This window comes from Sulfitobacter sp. 1A13679 (assembly GCF_043557115.1).
Classification (GTDB): domain Bacteria; phylum Pseudomonadota; class Alphaproteobacteria; order Rhodobacterales; family Rhodobacteraceae; genus Sulfitobacter; species Sulfitobacter faviae.
In genome coordinates, this window is the sequence record NZ_JBIFFO010000032.1 from 1 (window position 1) to 22988 (window position 22988).

General features: G+C 57.2%; 23 protein-coding genes, 3 pseudogenes and 1 riboswitch. Of the genes and pseudogenes, 8 read left to right on the forward strand and 18 right to left on the reverse strand.

The window, feature by feature from the left end; translation table 11 throughout:
- Both ACGYLA_RS18355 and ACGYLA_RS18360 read right to left on the reverse strand, forming a co-directional pair.
- Nucleotides 1-501, reverse strand: a 501-nt coding sequence (locus tag ACGYLA_RS18355; protein WP_394434406.1) for a PAS domain S-box protein, incomplete at its 3' end; no start/stop codon positions are given.
- Nucleotides 502-908: 407 nt separating this feature from the next.
- Nucleotides 909-1064, reverse strand: a pseudogene (locus ACGYLA_RS18360) (IS5/IS1182 family transposase); the annotation flags it as partial.
- Between the two features lie 230 nt (nucleotides 1065-1294).
- Between ACGYLA_RS18360 and ACGYLA_RS18365 the strand changes: the two are divergent.
- Entirely contained in the window at nucleotides 1295-2311 is a 1017-nt protein-coding gene (locus ACGYLA_RS18365; protein WP_132446264.1) for a Fe(3+) ABC transporter substrate-binding protein, read from the forward strand.
- 587 nt (nucleotides 2312-2898) lie between these two features.
- Nucleotides 2899-3020: riboswitch (TPP riboswitch) on the forward strand.
- A gap of 93 nt (nucleotides 3021-3113) precedes the next feature.
- Nucleotides 3114-4913: a phosphomethylpyrimidine synthase ThiC gene (gene thiC, locus ACGYLA_RS18370; protein ID WP_132446266.1), complete on the forward strand. Its 1800-nt coding sequence runs from the start codon at nucleotides 3114-3116 to the stop codon at nucleotides 4911-4913.
- Between the two features lie 373 nt (nucleotides 4914-5286).
- On the opposite strand, the pseudogene ACGYLA_RS18375 reads toward thiC, so the two are convergent.
- The 3 genes and pseudogenes from ACGYLA_RS18375 to ACGYLA_RS18385 form a co-directional block, all read right to left on the reverse strand.
- Nucleotides 5287-5487, reverse strand: a pseudogene (locus tag ACGYLA_RS18375) (ATP-binding protein); the annotation flags it as partial.
- A gap of 71 nt (nucleotides 5488-5558) precedes the next feature.
- Nucleotides 5559-6962 (reverse strand): sensor histidine kinase KdpD, encoded by a 1404-nt coding sequence (locus ACGYLA_RS18380; RefSeq protein ID WP_132446268.1) that lies wholly within the window; start codon nucleotides 6960-6962, stop codon nucleotides 5559-5561.
- Complete coding sequence (locus ACGYLA_RS18385) at nucleotides 6932-7408, reverse strand: molybdopterin-dependent oxidoreductase (protein WP_240791662.1); 477 nt, start codon at nucleotides 7406-7408, stop codon at nucleotides 6932-6934. The genes ACGYLA_RS18380 and ACGYLA_RS18385 overlap by 31 nt, the downstream gene beginning before the upstream one ends.
- Before the next feature lie 290 nt (nucleotides 7409-7698).
- Here ACGYLA_RS18385 and ACGYLA_RS18390 point away from each other — a divergent pair, with 290 nt between their 5' ends.
- Entirely contained in the window at nucleotides 7699-8085 is a 387-nt protein-coding gene (locus tag ACGYLA_RS18390; protein ID WP_165935605.1) for a hypothetical protein, read from the forward strand.
- Between the two features lie 551 nt (nucleotides 8086-8636).
- Here ACGYLA_RS18390 and ACGYLA_RS18395 read toward each other — a convergent pair.
- Nucleotides 8637-9554 carry a hydrogen peroxide-inducible genes activator gene (locus tag ACGYLA_RS18395; protein WP_132446270.1) on the reverse strand — a complete coding sequence of 306 codons (918 nt, stop codon included), beginning with the start codon at nucleotides 9552-9554 and terminating at the stop codon, nucleotides 8637-8639.
- Between the two features lie 94 nt (nucleotides 9555-9648).
- Here ACGYLA_RS18395 and ACGYLA_RS18400 point away from each other — a divergent pair, with 94 nt between their 5' ends.
- The 5 genes from ACGYLA_RS18400 (at nucleotide 9649) to bioB (ending at nucleotide 13989) form a co-directional block, all read left to right on the forward strand.
- A complete protein-coding gene (locus tag ACGYLA_RS18400; protein ID WP_132446272.1) occupies nucleotides 9649-10620 on the forward strand; it encodes a sodium-dependent bicarbonate transport family permease in 972 nt (323 codons plus the stop codon).
- Between the two features lie 267 nt (nucleotides 10621-10887).
- A complete protein-coding gene (locus tag ACGYLA_RS18405; protein ID WP_394434426.1) occupies nucleotides 10888-11505 on the forward strand; it encodes a transposase in 618 nt (205 codons plus the stop codon).
- Nucleotides 11506-11655: 150 nt separating this feature from the next.
- Nucleotides 11656-12324, forward strand: a complete 669-nt coding sequence (locus tag ACGYLA_RS18410; RefSeq protein WP_132446274.1) for a GntR family transcriptional regulator — start codon at nucleotides 11656-11658, stop codon at nucleotides 12322-12324.
- A gap of 82 nt (nucleotides 12325-12406) precedes the next feature.
- The gene (locus ACGYLA_RS18415; protein WP_132446276.1) at nucleotides 12407-12964 is read left to right on the forward strand and encodes a biotin transporter BioY; all 558 of its coding nucleotides are present in this window, start codon (nucleotides 12407-12409) and stop codon (nucleotides 12962-12964) included.
- Entirely contained in the window at nucleotides 12961-13989 is a 1029-nt protein-coding gene (gene bioB, locus ACGYLA_RS18420; RefSeq protein ID WP_132446278.1) for a biotin synthase BioB, read from the forward strand. The genes ACGYLA_RS18415 and bioB overlap by 4 nt, the downstream gene beginning before the upstream one ends.
- 176 nt (nucleotides 13990-14165) lie before the next feature.
- On the opposite strand, the pseudogene ACGYLA_RS18425 reads toward bioB, so the two are convergent.
- The 12 genes and pseudogenes from ACGYLA_RS18425 to ACGYLA_RS18480 all read right to left on the reverse strand — a co-directional run.
- A pseudogene (locus ACGYLA_RS18425) lies at nucleotides 14166-14960 on the reverse strand (transposase); the annotation flags it as partial.
- Between the two features lie 197 nt (nucleotides 14961-15157).
- Entirely contained in the window at nucleotides 15158-17713 is a 2556-nt protein-coding gene (locus tag ACGYLA_RS18430) for an NAD-dependent epimerase/dehydratase family protein (RefSeq protein WP_394434412.1), read from the reverse strand.
- Between the two features lie 218 nt (nucleotides 17714-17931).
- Nucleotides 17932-18660 carry a cytochrome c biogenesis CcdA family protein gene (locus ACGYLA_RS18435; protein WP_394434413.1) on the reverse strand — a complete coding sequence of 243 codons (729 nt, stop codon included), beginning with the start codon at nucleotides 18658-18660 and terminating at the stop codon, nucleotides 17932-17934.
- Nucleotides 18653-19132: a hypothetical protein gene (locus ACGYLA_RS18440; protein WP_394434415.1), complete on the reverse strand. Its 480-nt coding sequence runs from the start codon at nucleotides 19130-19132 to the stop codon at nucleotides 18653-18655. The genes ACGYLA_RS18435 and ACGYLA_RS18440 overlap by 8 nt, the downstream gene beginning before the upstream one ends.
- Nucleotides 19129-19713, reverse strand: coding sequence for a hypothetical protein (locus ACGYLA_RS18445; RefSeq protein ID WP_394434418.1), 585 nt, complete (start codon nucleotides 19711-19713; stop codon nucleotides 19129-19131). Before ACGYLA_RS18445 ends, ACGYLA_RS18440 begins: the two co-directional genes overlap by 4 nt.
- 59 nt (nucleotides 19714-19772) lie before the next feature.
- The gene (locus ACGYLA_RS18450; RefSeq protein ID WP_394434420.1) at nucleotides 19773-20420 is read right to left on the reverse strand and encodes an SCO family protein; all 648 of its coding nucleotides are present in this window, start codon (nucleotides 20418-20420) and stop codon (nucleotides 19773-19775) included.
- Between the two features lie 54 nt (nucleotides 20421-20474).
- The gene (locus tag ACGYLA_RS18455) at nucleotides 20475-20765 is read right to left on the reverse strand and encodes a hypothetical protein (protein WP_132446290.1); all 291 of its coding nucleotides are present in this window, start codon (nucleotides 20763-20765) and stop codon (nucleotides 20475-20477) included.
- A gap of 294 nt (nucleotides 20766-21059) precedes the next feature.
- Entirely contained in the window at nucleotides 21060-21575 is a 516-nt protein-coding gene (locus ACGYLA_RS18460) for a TlpA disulfide reductase family protein (protein WP_132446294.1), read from the reverse strand.
- A complete protein-coding gene (locus ACGYLA_RS18465; RefSeq protein ID WP_132446296.1) occupies nucleotides 21572-22150 on the reverse strand; it encodes a DsbE family thiol:disulfide interchange protein in 579 nt (192 codons plus the stop codon). The genes ACGYLA_RS18460 and ACGYLA_RS18465 overlap by 4 nt, the downstream gene beginning before the upstream one ends.
- Nucleotides 22147-22623, reverse strand: coding sequence for a cytochrome c (locus ACGYLA_RS18470; RefSeq protein WP_132446298.1), 477 nt, complete (start codon nucleotides 22621-22623; stop codon nucleotides 22147-22149). Before ACGYLA_RS18470 ends, ACGYLA_RS18465 begins: the two co-directional genes overlap by 4 nt.
- Entirely contained in the window at nucleotides 22620-22751 is a 132-nt protein-coding gene (locus ACGYLA_RS18475; RefSeq protein ID WP_276321499.1) for a hypothetical protein, read from the reverse strand. The genes ACGYLA_RS18470 and ACGYLA_RS18475 overlap by 4 nt, the downstream gene beginning before the upstream one ends.
- Nucleotides 22752-22758: 7 nt before the next feature.
- The coding region (locus ACGYLA_RS18480) for a DUF411 domain-containing protein (protein ID WP_394434424.1) at nucleotides 22759-22988 on the reverse strand (230 nt) is incomplete at its 5' end.

Here is a 22988-nt window from a genome sequence, read left to right on the forward strand (position 1 = left end):
ATCGCTCTCGAGATCGATCTCCCAGACAGCCATCTGGGCGGCATCGAGTGCAATGCGCAGCCGTGCCTCGCTTTCAGTCAGGGCGCGCCGCATTTCCTCCCGCTCGGTGATATCCTCGATCGAGCCGCTGTAATGAACGGCCTGGATCTTGCCCTCGACCTCAGCAAACCGCGCTACCCCATGAGCTCTCACCCACCGAAGTTCACCGGTGTCAGGGCGCGTGATCCGATAGACATAGCTCTCCTGTAAGCGGTTCTCCGGATCGAGGGCGTGCTCCAGCGCGGCAAGCATATCGGCAGCATCATCGGGATGGGTTAGCGAGCGCACTGTGGCGAAAGTTGCTGGCTCATCTTGCGAAAGACCCTGAATCTCTCGCGCAAGAGAAGAAAAATAGATCTCGTCCGACCGAAGATCCCAGTCCCAGACACCAACTCCTGCGGCAAGGCAGGCAAGTTGATAGGGATCGCTGTCGCGGGGTTCCGACCTCTCTTCGTTTTGCATGTGTGGCATATCCTTATTTCCCGCCACCGGCCACTTTGAACAGGAAGCCAAGAATGGGCAAGCGAAACGCTTTGGTGACAACACTGACGTCTGCCTAAAAGCCGCAGCCTATTCATCTTATGCCAAAAGACGGCGTCATCCCGTCTAATTTGCTGGGCAGGCTTCAAGTTTTCGAATCGCGCACCTCTTGAGACTGAGGTTATGGCGGAGTTTCGGCAGCGGTCATTGCCATCGGAGCGTCAGGGGCTGAAGGGATCGATGATCTTCGATCCCTGCTTGCAGAATGGCAGGAGATCAATGCCATCGTAATGATCGTCCTGCACCGGCCTTGGGAGAAAGACACTCATCTGCGCCAAATCTTGCAACGTGCGGCGCGAGCGCCTTTCCTGTAGGGCTTTTCGCGTTTGCTGCGGTGCAGGAAAGATCTTGACCAATTTCCGGAGATTTTGGGCGGTTGCGGCGAGCAGGAATTCGTCATTTGCACCGCATGGGCCACGTAATCAGAGCCTTCCGAGGCCGAGGGTGCGCTTGAGATGCGTGAAGAGCATCTCGACCTTCTTCCGGAGCTACCTTCTAGGCAGCCACGGAATGTCCTATTGCGCAGCCAGACAAGTCGAGATGTTTGTTCCGCCCTCATAGCCCGGCCTCTCGGTGCGCTCAATGGCTGATGGTCTGCGTCGGGAAATGGTGCCGGACCTTCTGACCGATTTTATCGGAATTGGTTGCAGGGGCGTCTAAAATCTGTTTCTTACTGTTTCAGTCAAGTTACTCCAAACTGGAACAGGACCCTGATATGACCTTCTGCAAAACATCGACTGCCGCCGCCGCGCTGATGTCGCTGGCACTACCCGCGCTGGCCGATGGCGAGTTGAACCTCTACTCCGCCCGTCACTATGACACCGATGAGCGCCTTTACTCCGACTTTACCGAAGCAACTGGCATCACCATTAACCGCATCGAAGGCAAGGCCGACGAACTGCTGGCCCGTATGGAAGCCGAGGGTGCCAACTCCCCCGCCGACTTGCTGCTGACCGTCGACACCAGCCGCCTCAAGCGCGCCAAAGACATGGGCCTGCTGCAAGCGGTGGAGAGCGACACGCTTGAAGAGCGCATTCCCGGCAATCTGCAAGACGACGACAACCAGTGGTTCGGCCTGTCGCAGCGCGCGCGGATCATCTTCTTTAACAAAGAGACGCTGGACACCCCACCCGCGACTTACATGGACCTCGCCGATCCTGCCTACAAAGGTCAGGTCTGCATCCGGTCCTCGACCAACACCTACAACCAGACTCTGTTGGCTGCCATCGTGACGCACGAGGGTGAAGAAGCCGCGACCGAATGGGCACAGGGCGTGGTCGACAACATGGCGCGCGCACCGCAGGGCGGTGACACCGACCAGCTGCGCGGCATCGTCTCGGGTGAATGCGACATCGCGGTATCCAACAGCTACTATTTCGCCCGCGCGATCCGCACCGATGTGGACGGCGTGAGTGCCGATATCGACAAGATCGGCCTGATCTGGCCGGACCAAGAAGGCAACGGCGCGCATATGAACCTCTCCGGCGGCGGCGTGGCCAAGAACGCGCCGAACCGTGAGAATGCTGTGAAGTTCCTTGAGTATCTCGCCTCTGATCAGGCGCAGGTCTATTTCTCGGCCGGTAACGATGAGTTCCCGACGGTGGAAGGCGTTGAACTGGCTGATAGCGTAAAGCAGTTGGGTGAGTTCAAAGCCGACGAGGTGAACCTGTCGGACGTGGCCGAGAACATCGGCACCGCGCAGAAAATCTTTGACACGGTTGGCTGGGAATAAGACTTCACATCAAGTAACGCAGAAGGCGGGCTTTCGAGCCCGCCTTTTATTTTAGCTTCGATCATCGCCGATCCCGGTACCGTAAAGGGCGCGACCCGAGCCGCTCGGCCATCTAGCTGACCGTCGCTAGGATGAAAAACCTGCGCTACATAGTTCCGCTTGAACTCGTCCTAAACCGATTGTGCGGCTGAATCCGCGCTTCTACTCGGTTCCCAAATTGCCAAGTAAGTATCTACAAAATCTAAGGACACCTCATTCATCGTCAATTCGATCCACCAGATCCCGGAACTATTGTCACGTTAACTCGCCGACATTTCAAGGTGGCATGCCGAACGTTGATCAAGGGGCTGAATAACCGCGCAGAGAACAGCCATTTGCCTTTCCGAAAGCGAGAGCTTGCAAACTCGGCGAGTTAACGTGACAACACACTTCGGCCGCCCGTCAGAGGCGCCCCACGACGCCAACCATCCGTAAAAGTACCAAAGATCGGAGCGGATATCGGCCAATCAAATGCCTTCAGCAATGGCTTCGCCACTGACGGTACCTTATCGGCTGCCCTTGCTCTTCTGAAATCTATTAGATACGTACATCTTACGCAGGGGAGTCCCAACTGAGGGACTGAGAGGCGACTGACAGCAAGGCTGTAGTGTCGCGACCCTTTGAACCTGACCCAGTTGATACTGGCGTAGGAAGCATTGGTCGCCCCTCCCGAACTGGGTGCGTGGCCAGACAGGGGCATGCGCCCGTTTCCAAGCCAAAAATCGTCTGTGTCTTTTTGAGTTATCAACTTGAGGAGCACGCCATGAATATTCCGAATCCTAAAGTCACAACAGGTGAATTGCCTGCATCGCGCAAAATCTATGTGAAAGGCAGTCTATATCCCGAAATTCGTGTGCCCCTGCGCGAGATTTCGGTTCACCCGACCGCAGGTGAACCGCCGCTGCCAGTCTATGACAGTTCTGGTCCATATACCGATTCAAACCATCTGACCGACATCAGACATGGCTTGCCCGTTTTGCGCCGAAACTGGATCATCAGACGCGGCGACGTCGAATCCTATCAGGGGCGGAACACGCAGGACGCTGATAATGGCTTTGTGCAGGGTGATCGCTTGACACCTGAATTTCCGGTGCAACAGCAACCCTATCGTGCAAAAGAGGGCAAGGCGGTAACGCAACTGGCCTATGCCCGGGCAGGTATTGTCACGCCCGAAATGGAGTTTGTGGCCATTCGCGAAAACCAGTTGCGTGAAGCGGTATCTGCGCCGCGCGATGGCAATGACTTTGGCGCAAACATTCCAGACTATGTAACGCCCGAGTTTGTGCGAGGTGAAATCGCCGCCGGCCGGGCGATTATTCCCGCCAATATCAACCACCCAGAGATTGAACCGATGATTATCGGTCGCAATTTTCTAGTGAAGATCAATGCCAATATGGGCACGTCTGCCGTCACATCTTCGATGGAAGAAGAAGTGGACAAGCTTGTCTGGGCAATCCGCTGGGGGGCCGATACGGTCATGGACCTTTCGACCGGTCGCAACATCCATAACACGCGCGAATGGATTATCCGGAACAGCCCTGTGCCCATTGGGACCGTGCCAATTTATCAAGCGCTGGAAAAGGTTAACGGAATTGCCGAGGATCTCACATGGGAGGTCTTCCGCGACACATTGATTGAACAGGCCGAACAGGGGGTGGATTACTTCACCATTCATGCGGGCGTGCGTTTGCATATGGTGCCAATGACGGTGAACCGAGTGACGGGGATTGTGTCGCGCGGGGGGGCTATCATGGCAAAATGGTGCCTGCATCACCACAAGGAAAGCTTTCTGTACGAGAATTTCGACGAGATTTGCGATATCTGCCGCGCCTATGATGTATCGTTCAGTCTTGGCGATGGCCTGCGCCCGGGGTCGGTTGCAGACGCCAATGACGAAGCGCAATTTGCTGAGCTCGAAACATTGGGCGAGTTGACGAAGGTCGCTTGGGCCAAGGATTGTCAGGTGATGATTGAAGGGCCGGGCCACGTGGCCATGCACAAGATCAAGGAAAACATGGACAAGCAGCTTGAGTGCTGCCACGAGGCGCCGTTCTACACACTTGGACCACTAACGACCGATATTGCGCCGGGGTATGATCATATCACCTCTGGTATCGGCGCTGCGATGATTGGTTGGTTCGGATGTGCAATGCTGTGTTACGTGACCCCAAAAGAGCATCTTGGCCTGCCAGACCGTGACGATGTCAAAATTGGCGTTGTCACCTACAAAATCGCCGCTCACGCTGCCGATTTGGCCAAAGGGCTGCCCGGTGCACAACGGCGCGACGATGCCTTGTCCCGCGCCCGGTTTGAGTTCCGTTGGGAGGATCAATTCAACCTTTCGCTGGACCCGGAAACCGCGCGTGACTTTCATGATCAAACGCTGCCGAAAGAGGCGCATAAGGTGGCACATTTCTGTTCGATGTGCGGGCCGAAATTCTGCTCCATGCGGATCAGCCATGACATCCGGGCCGAAGCGCACAAAGATGGGATGGAGGCAATGGCTCAAAAGTTCCGCAACGGCGGCAACCTATACATGCCGGTTGATGTGTCTGACGAGTGATAATAACCGCGGGGCAGTCTTGCCGGGCTGGTCTCTGCCATTGAGCTGGCGCGACATGGAGCAGACGTGCGGTTTTTGAGCTCGGCGACAATCGGGGGTCGCGCAGCCTTGCGCGCTTTGCGGGCGGTATGTTGGCGCCTTGGTGCGAAAGCGCAGCGGTTGAACAGCAGGTTATCAAGCTTGGGACAAGGGCGGCGGATTCACGGTCACAGATTACGCTTGTCACGCGGCGCGGAACTCGTGTGCTCGCCCCGCCGCGCGATCGGGGAAAACTTACACGAATTGCCAGGGTGTTGTCACGTTAACGGGCCCGAGGTTACTGGTCCATTGATCTGGGCGTAGGCCGTTTCGATGCAGAGATTGGGGCTTTATGGCGATCGAGTAGCGCTTTCGTCATCTTGGCGTCTCCGAAGACCGATGGCCACTCAGCGAAGTCGAGGTTCGTCACGATGATGGACGTGCGCTCGTAAAGACGACTGACGAGGTAGTACAGCAGCTGGCCGCCGGTCTGTGCGAAGAGGATATAGCCGAATCAGTCGAGGACCAGGAAGCCGAGGCGGCACAAGCGAACCGCAGCTTCCCACGCTCACCGGGAGGCGCGAGGTAAGGCGAAGTGACGCCTTCAGATCATGCTTTTGCTTGGGTTTAGGAGTTTTCGGGTAGGAGATCGAACTCAATCCAAAAGGTTGAGCCCTTTCCTTCAACCGACTTGAACTCGATCTTTCCGCCCAGCAAATCAATCAACTGCTTTGTGATGCTCAAACCCAGGCCGCTGCTCTGAGTGGTGCCCGTGGTGCCCGGATTGACCTGGTGAAAGGGGGTAAAGATCGCATTTTGTCGGTCTATCGGTATTCCTATGCCATGGTCGGTGACCTCTATCCGCACCTTCTGGTCAATTTTTTTCAGGTTTATTTCCACGACATCGCCTGAAGACGTAAACTTTGTAGCGTTTGAAATCAGATTGGCCAGAATCTGACTGACGCGGGCGCTGTCCGTCAGAGCTTTCATCTCCTCGTCCGGTGTGTTCACGCGATAGCTGACGTTGTGTTTGTCACCGTAAGCTTGGCACCCTTCGACAGCTGAAGACACGACTGTATTGAGATCGACAGGTTTGCGTTCCACTTTCACTTTACCCTCTGTCAAAGCCTGCGCGTCCAAAATGTCATTGACCAGCGCCAAGAGCCGATCTCCATTGCGAGATGCGACATCAAGTAGCTTGAGCGCGGCTTCATCCTTCATCGTATCTGCAACTCGGCTTTTCAATAAAGCCAGGCCACCGATGATGGAGGTCAGAGGCGTCCTTAGCTCGTGACTGACGATGCTCATGAAATTCATTTTCATGCGGGCAGCGGATGAAGCTTCCTCAGCAAGATGGCGCATCTCTTGTTCAGCATGCTCGGCGGTTCTTAACTCCAGCATGAGTAAAAGAATGAAGATCCCCAGAAGCCCCAGAATGGTGGCGCTGAGATAGGCCACGGTATGAGACAGAGTGAGGAGAGCCGCCCTAAACTCCGCCATGGCTTCGGATTTTTCTTGCGCGACGGTTAGTAAAAATTCCCGGATAGAGAGATCAAAGCCTTCCAGTGCAAGGAGAATACTTTCCGCTCTTTCGCTGCGTTCTTCGCCAGTAAGACGATCGGTGTTGAGATCTTTGATCGCAGGCTCCAGACGCTTGAAGGTTGCCTCAAGCTCCGGCACCACGTCGGCATTGATTTGGAAGGTTGCGATAAGCTTCGGAAGCTCTCCCTTCTGAAGGATATTAATCCGGCTCCAGGCGATGTCAAATCGCATGGCCACATCGACCGCTGACTTATACCCGAGAGCATACTCGCCGAGGGCATTCTCGAGTCGTAGCAATTCAAACTGCAATTGCGAGGCAACCCACAGAGGGTCACTCTGCTCAGCAGTTTGAATATTCTGGACTCCGTCGTCCAGCTTGGAAAGCACGATAATCCCAAAAATCACTGCGCCGATAAACAATAGCAGGAGCAGGCCGCGGATAAATTTCCTGTAAGGAATTAGTCGACGGAGATGCTCTTGAGCTGCCATACCAACCTATCATTGTAGATCTCGTCATGAAGTTCCGGATTGCCGTCCATCGGGTAGATAACCCAAATCGGTCCCTTGTCACGAACTGACATTGTCTCACCGTTCAATAAGACCGCCAGAATGACGTCATACTCAAACGCGTCCGCAGCTGGCACTTTCGATGAGAAATCGTTGAGCGCGACCATTTTCAGGGTCGCACCTCGCGCAACATCCATCCCTTCAAGAACTGATCGCAGGGCCGGTCCTTGAAAGGTGGTCGCTTCGTCAACGTAGTCATTTTTCGTCACAACGGTCGTCTGCGGCATCGCGAGGATTTCTTCGAGCGTGAAGCTCTCCGTTCTATCCGGCGTCGTAACAGTTAGGATGTCCTGCGCGTAGCCCAAGGTTGGAGCTGCAAGTAGCAAGGCAAGCAGGCCGGTGAGGAAAGTTCTTTTAATTCGCATCATTCAAGCCCTGATTGTGTTGCGCGGTAGAGCCTTTCCTAATGTGATTTCATGTCAATATTTTGTCGACCCGATCAAAATATCTGAACCTCGATCATCAGTGAGGATGGTCAATTTGCGTTGGTCGATTTAGCGCCCCATTCTGGGCCATAAAATTCCATTATCCTCAGCGGATTAGCGCCCATGATATCGCGTCATTTTAGCAGATTTTCGCATCTTTTTCGGGGTTCCGTGGACCTTCTGCGCGACAAACGTAACTAAAGGATCATCGGACACAAATCGGAGAAAATATCATGGTTAAATCGCTTAAAACTTTCGTTCTAACGACCACATTGACTGCCCTAACTGCTGTTCCCCTTGCGACGGGCTTCGTCTTGTCGAGTAGCGATGTGGCTCATGCTCAGGGAAATGGTGGCGGCAACGGTGGCGGAAATGGTGGCGGCAACGGCGGCGGTGAAGGTTCTCCCGGGGCTGAGGGAACAACTGGCAATCCTGGCAATGATCAGGACGTTGGCCGCGCAGGCGAGGCACCTGACGGTGATGAAGATGGATGGGGCGAAGGGGGCCGCGGAAAATCTGACGCAGTCATCGACGATCAGACTGTAGAAGAACCTGAAGAAGACGAAATCGTCGAAGAGCCGGACGAAGAGGAGTCGCTGGACGAGCCCGAAGACCGCTGATCCCATCCTGAATTTTCGGTTGCCTTTTCGAAGCGATGTGGGTCCTATCGGTGGACCTACAGCCGTCATCGCCTCGAAAGAGGGCTGACGACTGTCCCTCCATTAGGCCCGGGCTTTGCCTGGGCCTTTATTGCACTTGAAGCGTGATTCATTCTTTGAGGTCGTCCCGGACCCGTTCACCCGCAGCGCCCCAAAAAAAACGCCCTCAAGGGCGGAGCCTAAGAGCGCAAAGTTTCTGAACTTGAGCAGCAAAAGTGTTGCACGGTATTGCGAATTGCGCAACCTGTACTCCCGCGATACGAGAACATCAGAGCAAAGTCTTTTTCATTCAATGGTTTGGCAACGGCGGACACCGCCGTCGGTTATGCCGTTTTGCTCCCCTTTCGGCATACGAGACCTCGACCCTCAGGAACAAAGTGCAAGACCAGCTTTGCCAATCTACGCAGGAGTCCGAAAAGGCACCGTGATTGCTGGCTTGCTGGAAAAATTGCTTGCAAAACAATATGCTACTCGACGACCCCATCAGCTAAATTGCTGGGCATCACGCTTCGTTAATCTGGTTCCGGCGCTGCCAAATTGAGCGCGGTCGCGGCTTTACGAACGGTGAAAACAAGGCGATCCCGGCTCCGGTCGAAGGACTGATCCCTTGAGAACATAAGGCTGATGCCCCGGTTTGCGTCGGGCATCTCCAGCGGTCGGACGGCGACTTCTTCACGATGCACTGCCTGGCGGCGCGCGAACAAATCGGGCAGGACTGCGACCCCGGCGCCGGTTGCAGCCATGAGCAGGATGGAATCGAGGCTCGTGCCCTCGTAGTCATCGGAAACAATACCGCCACTCGCCCCTGCCAGTCCATAGACGATGCGCGCCAGCCGGTGCCCGGTGTCCAGAGTCAAAAGACGCTGGCCAGTTAGGTCCGCAGATCCAACCCGGTCCTGCGCGGCGATCGGGTGATCCGGTGCCACGGCTACCCATAGCGCTTCGTCAAACAGCGGGTGCTGCCAGGTATTGGGATGATCTTCTGGTGTAGAAATGATGGCGTCAAAACGGCCATTTCGAATCCCTTCGTCAAGACTCAGGGTATTCTCCTCACGGACGATGACCCGGAGATCAGGTTGATCGCTGTGCAACGAGCGCATCACTTGCGGTAGAAGATAGGGGCCAATCGAGGGCAGGACGCCCAGCCGCAATCGTCCGCCGAAAGGCAGCGCCGACGTCATGACGCCGCGCAGGGCCTCTACCTCCGCCAGGATGCGCCGTGCGCGGTGGACGCACTCCAGCCCCTTGGCCGTGGCTTGCGCCCCGTCTCGGCCACGTTTGAAAAGGCGAACACCAAAGTCTGCTTCTACCGCCGCGATCTGGTTCAATAGACTCGGCTGACTGACGTTCAACATCTCGGCGGCCAAGCTGAAGTTGCCCAGCTGATGCACCGCAACGACATATTCTAACTGGCGTAGAGATGGTCGCATCTATAGCCTCAAGCTATTCGGGAACAGGTCAGAAAATATTTAATCTATGCTCTTCGACGCGGCAATGGCGGGGGACATAACTGGAGTTCTCCCGATGACCACCGTCTTCGACACCCTTGCAGGCAACCTAATGGTGCCTACCATTCTCTTTTTTGTGCTTGGCCTACTGGCTGCCTTCGTGCGGAGCGATCTATCGATCCCAGAAGGCGCGGCGAAGTTCATGTCGCTTTACCTGCTGCTGGCGATCGGCTTCAAGGGTGGGCACAGCCTCGCCGAACACGGGGTGAGCAGCGAGCTGCTGCTCGCGATAGTAGCAGGGATGGCGCTTTCCTTCCTCATCCCGTTCTTAGCCTTTATGCTGCTGCGGGTGATGACCCGGCTCGACGCCACTAATGCCGCAGCGGTGGCGGGCCATTACGGATCAATCTCCATCGTCACTTTCGTGGCGGCGACGAGCCTGCTTGAGCTATCTGGTGTCGCCTTCGACGGCTACATGGTGGCCGTCGCCGCCAGTATGGAGTTTCCAGCGATCCTCTCGGCGCTGTGGATTGCAGCGCGCCATTCGGGGGCCCGAGATGCCGCCCCTGTCCCGGCGCGGGAATTGTTCGCCAATGGCTCAGTCTTACTGCTGACCGGAGCCTTCGTGATCGGCGCCGTCACGCAGGACAAGGGGATGGAAATGATCGCCCCCTTCGTCGTGACGCCCTTCCTCGGCATCCTGTGCCTCTTTTTGCTGGACATGGGGATCACGGCTGGGCGGAGCCTTACGACCAATCGGCACATGTTGAATGCGGGCCTCTTCTCCTTCGGGCTGGTGATGCCGCTGTCCGGCGCGATGCTCGGCTGGGCTCTTGGCGCTATGATCGGCTTGCAAACCGGGAGCCAGTTCCTGTTGATGGTGTTGGCCGCCTCTGCCTCCTATATCGCTGTGCCGGCAGCGATGCGCATCGCCCTGCCTAAGGCAGAGGCCGGGATTTATCTTACGCTGTCGCTGGGGGTCACCTTCCCATTTAATATCACGGTGGGCTTGCCGCTCTTTCTGTGGCTGGCAAATCTCGGCGCATAAAGTTTGCGAGACAATGGGAGTTGGTGTTGTCACCTTAACGGGCCTGAGGTTGCTGGTTCATTGATCTGGGCGTAGGCGGTGTCGGTGCAGACAGTGGAAATCAACTACAAGCGCCACCGGTTCCCGGCTCAGATCATCCCACATGTTTTCTGGCTCTACGTCCGGTTCAACTTGAGCCTGCGCTAGGTCGAGGAGCTGATGCTGGCACGTGGCGTAGGCGTTTCGTATGAAACGATCCGACGCTAGACCGTCAAGTTCGCCCCCCTGATCGCCCACGTTCTACGGCGACGGCAGCCGCGCCCTGGCGACGTATGGCATCTGGACGAGGTCGTCGTGAAGATCGCGGGCCGGTCATACTGGCTGTGGCGCGCGGTTGATCAACACGGCGTCGTTCTTGAGGAAATCCTTCAATCGAGACGAGACAAGTGCGCCGCAAAGCGGCTTTTGGTCAAGCCGATAAAACGCTGGGACTTCGTGCCCAAAAAGATCATTACGGACAAATTGCGATCCTACGACACCGCCAAGCGCGAGGTCGCGCTTGGCCTTGAGCATTGGTCACACAAGGTGCTGAATAACCGCGCAGAAAAAAGCCATTTGCCTTTCCGAAAACGAGAGCGAGTAATGCAGGGCTTCCGGTTACCGGGCGGACTGCAGCGCTTCGTTTCTATGCAGTCCGCAACCCGCAGCTGCATATCTGTCCCAGCCCCCGTCGGACCGCTCTCACCATCAGTTCGAAGCATTCGAGGCGTGGAAATCCGCGGCAAATACCCCTTGATGAATATCCGGCATGCCAACTTGCAAATTCGGCGAGTTAACGTGACAACTCCGTGCAAGGGATTGGGGAACAGACCCTGCCCACGGCGCCGTAGTGTTGGTGATCTCTGAAAAATCACTTACCCGCTGTGGCGTTTGGGCAAGATGGGCCCGCCCCCAAAATAAGCGTTATGGGCGAGTGCAGTTCACTTATGCCTCCCGAGTAATGTTGCCGACGCGTTCTTCTTGGACAAAAGCAAATATACGAATTATCTATAGTATATGAGTTCAGGTGTTGAAGAGACGCATTCGGCGAGGATCGCCCGGATACTAACGGAACGTATTGTGTTGGGTGAAATCCCTCCCGGCACTCGGCTTCGGCAGGACCACATAGCCGCAGAATTCGGCGCAAGCCATGTTCCAGTGCGCGAAGCTTTCCGGCAATTGCAGACGCAAGGCTTAGCTGAAGCCCTCCCTCGGAGGGGGTTCCGTGTCACGAAGTTCGACTTGGCAGAGCTGCGGGAAGTGGCTGAAATGCGCGCGAGCCTGGAATCCCTTGCCCTCCGTCACGCCGCCCCCAACATTACTAGCAAAACTCTGGAGGAAGCAGAGCATGCTATTCGCCATGGCGAGACCGCCGAAAACGTCCATGACTGGGAAAAAGCAAACCGGCAGTTCCACCGCGTGATCCTTTCGCCGTGCCAAATGCCACGCCTTTTGCGCACGATTGATGACCTTCACATGGCGAGCGCCCGCTTCCTCTTCGCCGCTTGGCGTCGGGAGTGGGAAACGCGCACGGATCACGATCACTTGCGTATCCTTGAGGCGCTGCGAAAGGGGCAGACTGACTTCGCATGCGCAACTCTCAGTCAGCACGTTGGCAGGATTGGGAAGCGGATAGTGTCGAGAAAAAATACTTCTGACAAAGTAAGATACAGCTTTTTCGGATAATTATCTATAATCTCAATTGAACGTATGATCATTTCTGTTCTCTATCGTGGAATACCCACTTATCCACCTCGGAGGACACCTCATGTCGTTACTTGCGCTTCAACGTACACATCTTCACCCGGCCTGGCGCCTGCCTGCTCTCGCGCTTCTTGGCGCAACCGCCATCACCATCTCCGCGAAAGTCCAGATCCCCTTTTGGCCTGTGCCAATGACGTTGCATACATTCGCCATTTTTCTTTTGTCAGCCTTACTGGGTCCCCGACTTGGAGTCGCAGCGATGCTGACCTATCTCGGCGCGGGCGCGATGGGCCTACCCGTCTTCTCTGGATCACCGGAGCGAGGAATTGGTTTAGCCTATCTGGCAGGTCCCACAGGAGGTTATCTTTTGGGCTATCTTGTTGCCTCCGGTCTTGTGGGCTGGCTCGCGACGGGGAGCGGGTGGCTTGGCCGCGTGACCGTGATGTTGGCCGCACTTGGGGTGGTCTACGCGGCAGGGCTTGCATGGTTGGCATTTTATGTTCCCAGTTCAATGTTGCTGGCAGCAGGTCTGACACCCTTCCTGTTGGGTGATCTGTTGAAGGTTGCGCTTGCCGCTACCGCAGTCACCGGCGCGAACCACTTGAAAGGGGCTCTGAAATGATCAGAACTGATTGGACCCTGGACGAAGCGAAGGCCCTCTATGAACTTTCGTTCTCGGAATTGACCTACCGGGCGCAGGAAATCCATCGCGAATATTTTGATCCAACCGCGATCGAAACCGCGAGCCTTCTTAGCATTAAGACAGGTGGGTGCCCTGAAGACTGTGGCTATTGCTCACAGTCTGCTCATCACAATACGGGAGTTAAGGCGACCAAGCTTATGGCTCCTGAAGAGGTGCTCGCCGCTGCGGCCCGCGCCAAAGCTGCTGGTGCGCAACGTTTCTGCATGGGCGCTGCTTGGAGAAACCCAAGAGATCGCGACATGGACAAGCTGTGCGAAATGGTCCGGGGGGTTTCCGCATTGGGATTGGAGACCTGCATGACACTCGGCATGCTGACATCTGAGCAAGTCGCGCGTTTCAGCGAGGTCGGCCTCAATTTCTACAACCACAACATAGACACATCGCCCGAATACTATCCCGAGATCGCTGCCACCCGCTCGATGGAGGACCGGCTCAACACCGTCGAACGCGTCCGCCAAGGCGGTATCAATGTTTGCAGCGGCGGAATTTTGGGGATGGGTGAAGCGGAAGATGATCGCATTTCCATGCTGGTCACCTTGGCAACGCTGCCGACGCACCCAGGAAGTGTTCCAATCAACCTCTGGAACGAGATCCAAGGAGTTCCGATCCAGAGCCGGGCAGAGAAGGTCGACCCCTTCGATCTGGTCCGAATGATTGCCCTGGCCCGCATCATGATGCCTAAATCTGTGGTTCGTCTATCTGCTGGCCGGACAACCATGAGCGACGAGTTACAGGCCTTGTGCTTTCTGGTGGGAGCGAACTCCATCTTCGTCGGCGATCAACTTTTAACTACCGGCAACCCGTCACCGGGCAGCGATGCTGAATTGCTCAAGAGGCTTGGGATGCATATTGCCAAAGCAGCACCGTCCGAAACCCCGGCTGACAAGAAGCCGCGTAGAGACCCCGAACTTATGATAACAGGGCAAGGCGGAATAGGCAGCTGACAGGTTTGCACTAAGACCGCCAAAGATCACCAATGGGGGTTTGCTTTGGGCGGCAGGGAGGGCAAAACTCAGACGTCTCTGTTACCGACGGAATCGACCGTTTGTTGAACGGTTCACTAGACCAGAAATTGGCGCATATGCAGCGAAAGTTCACTTTGTCGTGATTCTGTGAGAAACTAACGTTTGCGAGCACAGAAATGGCTGCCCAAAATGCGGCGCGAGCGCCTTTCCTGTCGGGCTTTTCGCGTTTGCTGTGGTGCGGGAAAGATCTTGACCAATTTCCGGAGATTTTGGGCGGTTGGGACAAGCAGGAATTCGTCATTTGCACCGCATAGGCCACGTAATCAGAGCCTTCCGGGGCCGAGGATGCGTTTGATGCGTGAAGAGCATCTCAAGCTTCTTCCGGAGCTTCATGGAGATATCGTATTGCTTGGTCTTAGCGATGCCTCGGGCGACCTGGCGGGCGTCTTTTGTTCTTCGCGGGTGATCGATCTGGCGTCTGCGTTCGGGCAGCATTTCGTCCTTGCGGGGCAGGCCTGGCAGGTCAGTTTTAGGGCACGGTATTTGGCTCTACCCTGTCCGGTCGGCCCTCAGTTCGGATCGGAATAGTTCCGCCGGAACTGCTTCAGTTCTTAGCCCTCGGGGCAGATGTATTGATCGTTCTCTGCGTCCCACTCGAAGTCAGCCCGGCTCCAGATGCCGTCGCTGCCGCCAGATTTGTCGAAGACGGGGATGTGCGGGTCAATCTTGCGTTCAACCAGCCAACCCAGCCGGCCCAATGCCATAGGCTGTGTCCACTGCCCGGCAGTGCATCGCGTAGCGATGTCACGAGAGGGGGCGATCAGGCGTTCGGGATGCAGGTCGAACTTTTCTTTGACCCGCTACAACATGGTCTTTGTCGACCCGACCTCGGCTTGCCGGGTGGAGCGGGAGGATTCCACATCCAAGATGACACCATCATCTGTGTCGATTGAATCAGCCCAATGCCTCTTAATCAACCACGAGTTCTTCAACAAAATAGGTCCAAACTAGGCCTTCATTAAGCACGATACGCTGCCCTGCGGATTTCGGGAAAAAGGCATCTGCGAATAAATTGTCGTTCTTTAACCTAAAAGGCGGACCAGATATTTGCCTCGGCTATCGTTTGCGAATTCAGGGCGCTTCTACTTCAAACGATATACCGATCCCAACTACCATAGTGCTCCGCACTGCTTTTCCCACGTGGCAAGCTAAGCACGAGCAAAGCGATGCCGGAGAGCACACCGATCAAGCTCCCCCCGATGGTGCCGCCGCTCAAAACCCAGGGCGCCACGATCAGCCACAGCCCAAAGCCGATGTTGAGGAACCGCAACGGCCGCGCCACTTCGGCCCAGGCGATGACAGCGGTCGTCAGGACCAATGCGCCGACCAAGTGGTCACTGCCCGCGAGTGGCATGGCATTGCCAAAGATTGCACGCGACAGCATCAAGAATAAACCAATGGCGGCGCTCATCCCCAAGGTCCAAGGCACAGTGACCCCACGCGCACTTTGCCGCGCGATCTCGCGCGGCGGCGCGTCAAAGGTCATGGTGCCGCCCTTCTCTGAACCGGGCAGTGCGTCGCCCCGAAAAAACGCCCGCCAAAAGGGGCGGCCGCGGCGGGTGTTCCACACCATGAACTGCACCATCGCCACGATCTCGTCCAAGGAGAACGGAATCATGATCAGCATCGCTGCCGCGGCGAGCAGGCAGATCGTGCAATAGGTGCCGATCGCAATGGGCTGAATGATAATGAAATAGATGCTGATGACGCCCAGCGGCCCCACGACAATGCCAAACAGCGCCACCATCCACGGCATCGTGCGCCAGCGCAGGCGGCTGCCCATAACGCCCATGAGGATCTCGAACATATAACTCATCGCGCCCAAACCGCCGTCGGCAATCGGCCATGCTTTTGAGACGTCCGACGTGACGATATATTCGCTGCCGTTCAGGCTTGAGGGCGAGGAGAAAAACGGCTCCCAAATCCCGTCGACATGGCCCAGTTGGTAGGCCGAGAGAATGCGCGACAGCAGAAAGCCAACCACCCCGAGCGCGATAATTGGCAGGCGCTGGACGTAAGTCGAGGGGCAATAGGTCCACCCCGGCGGGATGTCCCCGTCGTCCATCATGCCTTCGCGCGACATGCCGGGCATCATCGGGATCAGGATCGTCAATGCGATCACCAGCGCACCGATCAGCGTGTCATTGGCATAGACCGCCGGGTCCGGCGTCCAGAACACCAAGGGCGCGGCGAGCAGCCAGACCCCAAGCGCCGCGTTTGCCCATTGCGCCCAACCGTTGCCGGGCTTCATCGAGAAAAAGGCCAGCGCGGTGATGGCCAGACCGGTAAAGACATTGTTCCACGCCGTCAGCCAACTGCGCATTGAAGCCGCCCAGAGACCGCGATCTTCCGTAACGCGCTGCACGGCGGCACTGAACTCGGTCTGGTCAAATGTGCCGAACACCGAGGGCGCGGTGGCGAGCCAGAGGCCAAGTGTCGCAACCAGCCAATGCACCCAGAGCATCTGAAAATGCATCGTGCGCATGTGGTTGTCATGCTCGCGCGCAGCGCTTTGCTGTTCGGCGACACTCTCGTCTTTCTCTTCGGCGGCGGCCTTTTCTGTCGCCTGTTCCACCTTGGCCGCAGAAACCCGTGCGGCGTTCAAGCCGTTGTCCTTATACCAGTGATACGGATCGTCTTTCAGCTTTTGCAGCATGAGGGGCATGTCGTGACGCAGGCTGTGCTTCGGGGTCCAACCCAAATGCTCCTTAGCCTGTGACAGATCAAGCTCGTAGTGATCGCTTGAAATATCCACCATCCAAGCGCGGATGAACGCGTCTTCACCAAAAATGCGGTTCTCGGCCCACGCCCCCAGTTTCGCGGCGACGGGCGGGACGTTCCACGTCACCCAGTCCTCGCCATGCAATTCTCGCCCGATCAATCGCTGCAAGTCGCCAAAGGGGATCGGGTCAGCTTCGCCTAATAGCACTGGGAAAACATCCGGCAGGGTCTGGCGGCGGTCGACGATGCGTTCAAGGGCATCGAGCAGATCGTCGAGATGTAAAAACGCCTGACCCCGGGACAGATCACCGGGGTAGACCTTTCCACTCAGCCGTTTTTCGTAAATGCGGGATATTTGATGGGCCAGGAAGGTCGAATGTCCGTCATCATCGTAGATACCGGCGGGTCGTATAAGGACAAGTTTCTCGTCGCCATTCTCCTCCCGCAACATCGACTCTGTGCGAATTTTCGAGGCGCGGTAGGGCAGCTTAGGGTCAAAGGGCGCGTCTTCGTCTATAGGGTCGCCGGGCGCGGTGGGTGCGTGTGCCAGCATCGTCGAGGTGAAAATGAATTGCTCCAACTCGAAGTCTTGGAGGCCTTTCAGGAGCCGTTTGCTTCCTTCCAACGTCACCGCGTCATAGGCGGGGTCATCCTCTCCACTCAGATCGAAGAACGCCGCAAGATGGACGCAGGCCGCGATACGGTCTCCGTAGGCCAACCGCAGTCGCGCCAAGGCTTTATCAACGCTGCCCGGGTCAGTTATGTCGAAACAAATGCATTCAGCCTGATGGGGCGGATGCGGGGGCGAACTGCGGTCTAACCCGACAACGCGGTAATTTTCGTGCAATCTCTTAACGACCGCCGCGCCGAGATAGCCGCTTGATCCGGTCACGACGACGACTGGCTTATCCGACGTTTCCATAGCTCGCCTCTCGCCTTACCTGCGCAGATATTTAACCAATGCCGCGATCACCAAAACCAAAAGCACGATAACCAGAAGCCAGCCGACCCCCATGCCAAACATCATGCCACCGCCCATCATATCACCGTCCATCATCGCTTTTCTCCTTACTGCACACCTCAGAAACGAGGCTATACAGTCTCAACCAACCTCCTCCGCTGGAAGGTTCCGACTTAGCTTCACCCGATTGCGCCCAGGATTGGGAAGGTTTCCAATAGCCACCAAGAAAAAGCGCTAAGCTGACCCGTCATCATCCCGATTCCCATGAGGACCATGACCGCGCCCGCCACTTGATGCAGACGCCGCCCGACCGCACCAATCGTCCGCAAGCGCGCTGCAACCTGATCGGTAAAAGCGGCCACGGTCAGAAACGGCACGCCAAGACCTGCCGAATAGACCCCCAACAGCCAGACGCCTTCTGATATCGTGGCGCTTGCTGCACTGGCCGTCAGGATCGCGCCAAGGATCGGTCCGATACAGGGGGTCCAACCAAAGCCGAAGGCAAGGCCCAGTACGTAGGCCGCCACCGGCTGCCCGCCGGGAAGGTCGAGGTTGAACCGCAGGTCACGCTCCATTGTTTGAATGCGGGCGGCCCCCAGCATGAACAACCCAAACAGGATCACGACCGCACCCCCGATCAGGTTCAGCTCGAACCGCCAGCGCAAGAGCGCCTGCCCCAGTGCCGTGGCCGATGCACCGAGCGCGATGAAGATCGTTGAAAACCCCAACACAAAGCAGAGGCTCAGCCAGACGGCTTGGCTCCGACCGCGCTCCGCGCCCGTAGCGCCAGTGCGCCCAGCGATATAGGAGACGTAGCCCGGCACCAGCGGCAAGACACAGGGTGAGACAAAGGAGATCGTCCCGGCCAGGAAGGCGGCAATCACCCCGAGGGAAGGGACATCAAGCACCCGGCGCCCCCTTCCCCTCTGATAAGCGCCAGAGCGCACCGAAGTAAGCTGCGAAAGGCACGATGAGCCATTGCAACACCGGCGTCAGTCCTGCGTCGATGAACGGGATGACTGGCATGATCTCGCGGTAGGCCCAAGCTTCGCGGACCTCAATATTGAGCCATTCGCTAAAAATCGTGTATCCAAACCCGATCGCTATCATCGCGGTGAATACGGGATAGACCCGCGCCCGTGGCCATGCGCCTGTGCTAAAGATGAACAACGCAAGCAGAAGGCTGCTCATGGCGATTAGCAGGTCGCCTCCGGTGCAATGGACCACGGCAAAGATGATCTCGCCCCATGTCCCCTCAACCCAGATTGTATAGAGCGGAATATGGGCAACCTCCCAAAGAAAGTGCCCCAGCAGCGTTAGCAAGGCAAAACGGCGCAGGGTGGTGAGCCAGTGTGGCCTGACCAGACTTTGGCTTGTCATTGAAACCACCCCGTTATGCGTTGCCAAAAACCGGGTTTGGGATGGGGCCGCTGGTGCGTCAGCCCGTTGACGTAAAGCACGAGGTTTATCGGCTCAAAGTCTGACCCGTGGAATATGCCAACCTGCGCGCCCTCACGGTTGAGCAAATGCACCATCGGGGCTCTATCTTTCCGAGCGCTCACAGAGGCGAAGGCATTCACCGTGTCACCAAGGCGATCAACGTCGGACAGTTGCGCAGCCGTCCAGTTCTGCTCGGCCGGGACCGCAGGTGCCTTATCGCGCAGGGTGACAAAGACGACCATTTCGCGCATGGCACTGGCATTTAGCGCGGCAAGCGTTTTGCTGAGTTGTTCCTGCTGCGCGTCACAGGGGCTGCCGCAAGCATCAGGAGCAAAACTAAGCACCGTGATCTTGCCCCTCATTGCGTCCAGAGAGCCCGTGTCGCCATCTGGTGCCGTCCATTTCACCTCTGGCACCTCTCGCGCCGCAATGGGTTCAAACGCGGCCTCTTTACCCACCATCGCTTGGTTCAGGTTCTCCCCTGGGTGGTCCGCAAAGGCAGGCGTCACGGTGAACAGCATCGCGGCGCAAATGCGCGCAGCCCGCAACCCGAAGCGGGGTGGTAACAGTAAATTCTGTGTCAATGGTTTCTCTTCTCTTTCGCGATCCGCATAGAAATTTGTTCAGCCATTTCTTCGGCCGGCTGCGCGCTTTCGAGAAAGACAGCATCGAACCGACCGTCAGGGGCCATCAGGTAAATGTGACCCGCGTGAGCCATGGCGTAGCCGTCAGCCGCGTCCTCGTCCGAGAGTTTCTCATGGTAGACCTTGAAGGCATCCGCAGTCGCAGCCACCTGCGCTTTGTTCCCCGTCAGCCCGATCAACTGGGGATGGAAGTTCGCAACATAGTCTTTGAGAACCTCGGGTGTGTCGCGTTCTGGGTCCAAAGTCACAAACAGCGGGGCGACCTGATCTGCGTCAGGTCCAAGCAAGTCGAGCACGCTGCCCATATAGGCCAACGTGGTTGGGCAGATGTCGGGGCAATGGGTGAAGCCGAAGAATACAAGCTGCCAGCGACCTTTGTAATCGTCCTGCGTGACAGTCTGGCCGTCGTGGTTAATTAACGTGAACTCGGAACGAATATCCGCATCGCCGCGATAGACGGCCTGATGCGAGGGGATATGGCCGGGGCGCATAACCGCGAAACCTGCAACGACAACGGCAGCGGCAATTGCTGTGGCCCATAGGATTATGCGAAGCCGACGATGGGTCGTGGTGATCTTGGTCATAGTATGTCTTTCACTGGTGGTTCGCCCGCCCCCTGGACGAGCGAACCAAGGGCGTCAGCCTTTTTGATCTTCGGTATGGGGCGTTTCCATGTGCTCTTTCATGGACTGCATCATCTCGTTGCAGGTCTCCATCATCGGCCCCATCTCGGCCATCATCTTCATCATGGGCATCATCCCTTCCATGCCTTCCATGCCCTTCATGTCAGCCATGTCGCCTTGCATGTGCTGGCCATCGGCCATCGGCATATCCCCGGCCTCGGGTTTAGCCTCCTGCGCCCGAGCGATAGTGGCGACAAGCAGCAAACCGGTCAGAGCTGCGGTGGTAAGTTTCACTGTATAGGTCATGTTAGTTCCTTTCGATTGAGGTTTAGTCTGTCGAGGTGTCCGATCTTGCCACCGGATCGTTTTTGGCGCAGCTTGAGCTGCCGCGCATGCACAGCCCCAAAGCGCACATGGCGGCACAAGGGGCGAGGCTGAGGAGCAAGGGCGCAGCCCCTACGGCGGTCAGCCATTCCCAATTCAGCGCGGCGCCCCCGCCAATGGCGGCAAAGCCCGTCAGCATGAGGGTTTGGCGCCGCGCGGGCATAGGGATCGCGAATGAGGGCCGGTTTGCTTTTGAGAGTTGGGTCACTGTCGGGTTCATCCTTCTGTGATGACGCGTTGGATTTGGGAAATGGCCGCCGGGCTGTCCCACGCGGCGGGGCCGACCTTGCGGGCAACCTCGCGGCCTTGGGGGTTAACCAGCAGCGTCGTGGGCAGGCCGACAACGCCAAAGGCCATCATCCCCCGCAACTGGTCTGCCAGATAAAGGTCGAGATGCGTGATGCCGATCTCTGCATAGAAGGCGCGCACAGCGTCGAACCCGCCCTTGTCGATTGAGAGCGCGAGAACGTGAAACTCCGCCCCGCCCAACCGCGCTTGCAACCTGTCGAGGGTCGGCATCTCATGGCGGCAGGGCGCGCACCATGTCGCCCAGATGTTGAGCAAAAGCGTCCGGCCACGAAAGTCCGCCAAAGTCAGGCTCCGTCCTGCTCCATCCGTGATGGACGGCGACAGCATTGGCAGAGGCTTTGGATGCTCCGCCATCAGGGTCCGCGCCGCGGCAGGCGTGGCTCCAAGCGCCAGTGCCCCGCCCAGGAAACCGCGCCGCTTCACGCCCCCTGCTCCTGTTGCAGACGACGCACCAGTGGAAGAATGTCGTTCTCCAGAGACTGACGGTCAAATGGACCGACATGTTTGTAAGCGATGCGCCCTTCGGCATCGATAACAAAGGTTTCCGGCACGCCATAGACGCCCCAGTCGATCGAGGTCCGGCCAGAGTTGTCGGCGCCGATCCGGTCATAGGGGTCGCCAAGCTCAGCGAGGAATCTTCGGGCGGCAGCGGGCTTGTCCTTGAGGTTGATACCGTGGATCGGCACGCTTTTAGTTTGGGCCAGTTCCACCAGCAGCGGCATCTCAACCCGGCATGGCACGCACCAAGAAGCCCAGACGTTTACCAGTGAAACTTCGCCACGCAGATCAGCCGCAGACAAGCCGTTCTCGCGTCCGTCGATGGGGGGCAGATCGAACTCCGGGATGTCCCGGTCGATCATTGTGCTGGGAAGGCTGTCTTCATTGTTGAAAAGCCCCCACAGGAAGGCCGCTGCGATTGCCGCGAAGACCGTCACAGGAAGTGCGGCGATCAACACTGACCATCGCGGCTTGCGGACATTTCGCTCTATACGGCTCATGATCCCTCCTCGCTCCTGGAGGTAATCTCGGCTTGATAGTCCCGTTCCCGCTCGGGCCAAGTGTTCTTGATATAGCCGAGGATCGCCGCGATCTCGGCATCACTTAAAATGCCGTCAAACACCGGCATGTCGCTTTCATAACCGGGCACGACCGAGGCCAGCCCGTTCTTGGTAGTGTCGAAAAGCTGCTGATCGGCATGGTGCCACGTATGGCCCGTTTCATCATGCGGCGGCGCGGGCATGCGGCCATTGTCAAGCCGCCTGCGCCAGTCCGGTTGGCCCTCGAGGTCTGCACCGTGGCAGGAGGCGCAGTTCTCCGCATAGAGTTGAGCACCCTTATCTATCATCTCCGCATCCACAGGCATGCCAAGCACGGCGAGCACCGGGGGGCTGTCCTCCTTTCCCCCGGCCCAGACAGCGACTGCCGCCGCCCCTGCAATGCCGATAGTGGCGCTCATAACCATCCGGTTCATGCGGGCCGCCGCAGGTATTTGATCAATGCCAGCACACCCAGCACCAGCACCGCCAGCATCAAGAGGAACAACAAACCACAGCCAATCATCATTGCGACGGACATCGGCCCGTTCATCATTTCCATCATTTCAACCTCATTCATTCGAATAGACGGCCACGCCGTCCTTGCCGAAAGCATAGGTCTTGAGCGTGCCGCTCTTACCTGCCATGCCGGGCGCGTTCTGGGGCATACCGGGCAGCGTGATGCCGGTGATCTCGGGGCGCTCGGATGTCAGGCGCTGGATAATCTCAACAGATGGAGTGGTTGCCGCCCTCCCCAGACGGCATCGCAATGTGCCAAGGTCGTGGTGTTGAAAGCCACACA

Coding starts and splice junctions, on each gene's coding strand:
- thiC (WP_132446266.1), top strand. CDS start 3,114: ATGAATATTCCGAATCCTAAAGTCACAACAGGTGAATTGCCTGCATCG.
- ACGYLA_RS18475 (WP_276321499.1), bottom strand. CDS start 22,751: ATGATGGAAATGATGAACGGGCCGATGTCCGTCGCAATGATGATTGGC.
- ACGYLA_RS18450 (WP_394434420.1), bottom strand. CDS start 20,420: ATGACCAAGATCACCACGACCCATCGTCGGCTTCGCATAATCCTATGG.
- ACGYLA_RS18415 (WP_132446276.1), top strand. CDS start 12,407: ATGTCGTTACTTGCGCTTCAACGTACACATCTTCACCCGGCCTGGCGC.
- ACGYLA_RS18440 (WP_394434415.1), bottom strand. CDS start 19,132: ATGACAAGCCAAAGTCTGGTCAGGCCACACTGGCTCACCACCCTGCGC.
- ACGYLA_RS18430 (WP_394434412.1), bottom strand. CDS start 17,713: ATGGAAACGTCGGATAAGCCAGTCGTCGTCGTGACCGGATCAAGCGGC.
- bioB (WP_132446278.1), top strand. CDS start 12,961: ATGATCAGAACTGATTGGACCCTGGACGAAGCGAAGGCCCTCTATGAA.
- ACGYLA_RS18455 (WP_132446290.1), bottom strand. CDS start 20,765: ATGACCTATACAGTGAAACTTACCACCGCAGCTCTGACCGGTTTGCTG.
- ACGYLA_RS18400 (WP_132446272.1), top strand. CDS start 9,649: ATGACCACCGTCTTCGACACCCTTGCAGGCAACCTAATGGTGCCTACC.
- ACGYLA_RS18470 (WP_132446298.1), bottom strand. CDS start 22,623: ATGAACCGGATGGTTATGAGCGCCACTATCGGCATTGCAGGGGCGGCG.
- ACGYLA_RS18380 (WP_132446268.1), bottom strand. CDS start 6,962: ATGGCAGCTCAAGAGCATCTCCGTCGACTAATTCCTTACAGGAAATTT.
- ACGYLA_RS18365 (WP_132446264.1), top strand. CDS start 1,295: ATGACCTTCTGCAAAACATCGACTGCCGCCGCCGCGCTGATGTCGCTG.
- ACGYLA_RS18390 (WP_165935605.1), top strand. CDS start 7,699: ATGGTTAAATCGCTTAAAACTTTCGTTCTAACGACCACATTGACTGCC.
- ACGYLA_RS18465 (WP_132446296.1), bottom strand. CDS start 22,150: ATGAGCCGTATAGAGCGAAATGTCCGCAAGCCGCGATGGTCAGTGTTG.
- ACGYLA_RS18395 (WP_132446270.1), bottom strand. CDS start 9,554: ATGCGACCATCTCTACGCCAGTTAGAATATGTCGTTGCGGTGCATCAG.
- ACGYLA_RS18385 (WP_240791662.1), bottom strand. CDS start 7,408: ATGATGCGAATTAAAAGAACTTTCCTCACCGGCCTGCTTGCCTTGCTA.
- ACGYLA_RS18445 (WP_394434418.1), bottom strand. CDS start 19,713: ATGCTGTTCACCGTGACGCCTGCCTTTGCGGACCACCCAGGGGAGAAC.
- ACGYLA_RS18410 (WP_132446274.1), top strand. CDS start 11,656: ATGAGTTCAGGTGTTGAAGAGACGCATTCGGCGAGGATCGCCCGGATA.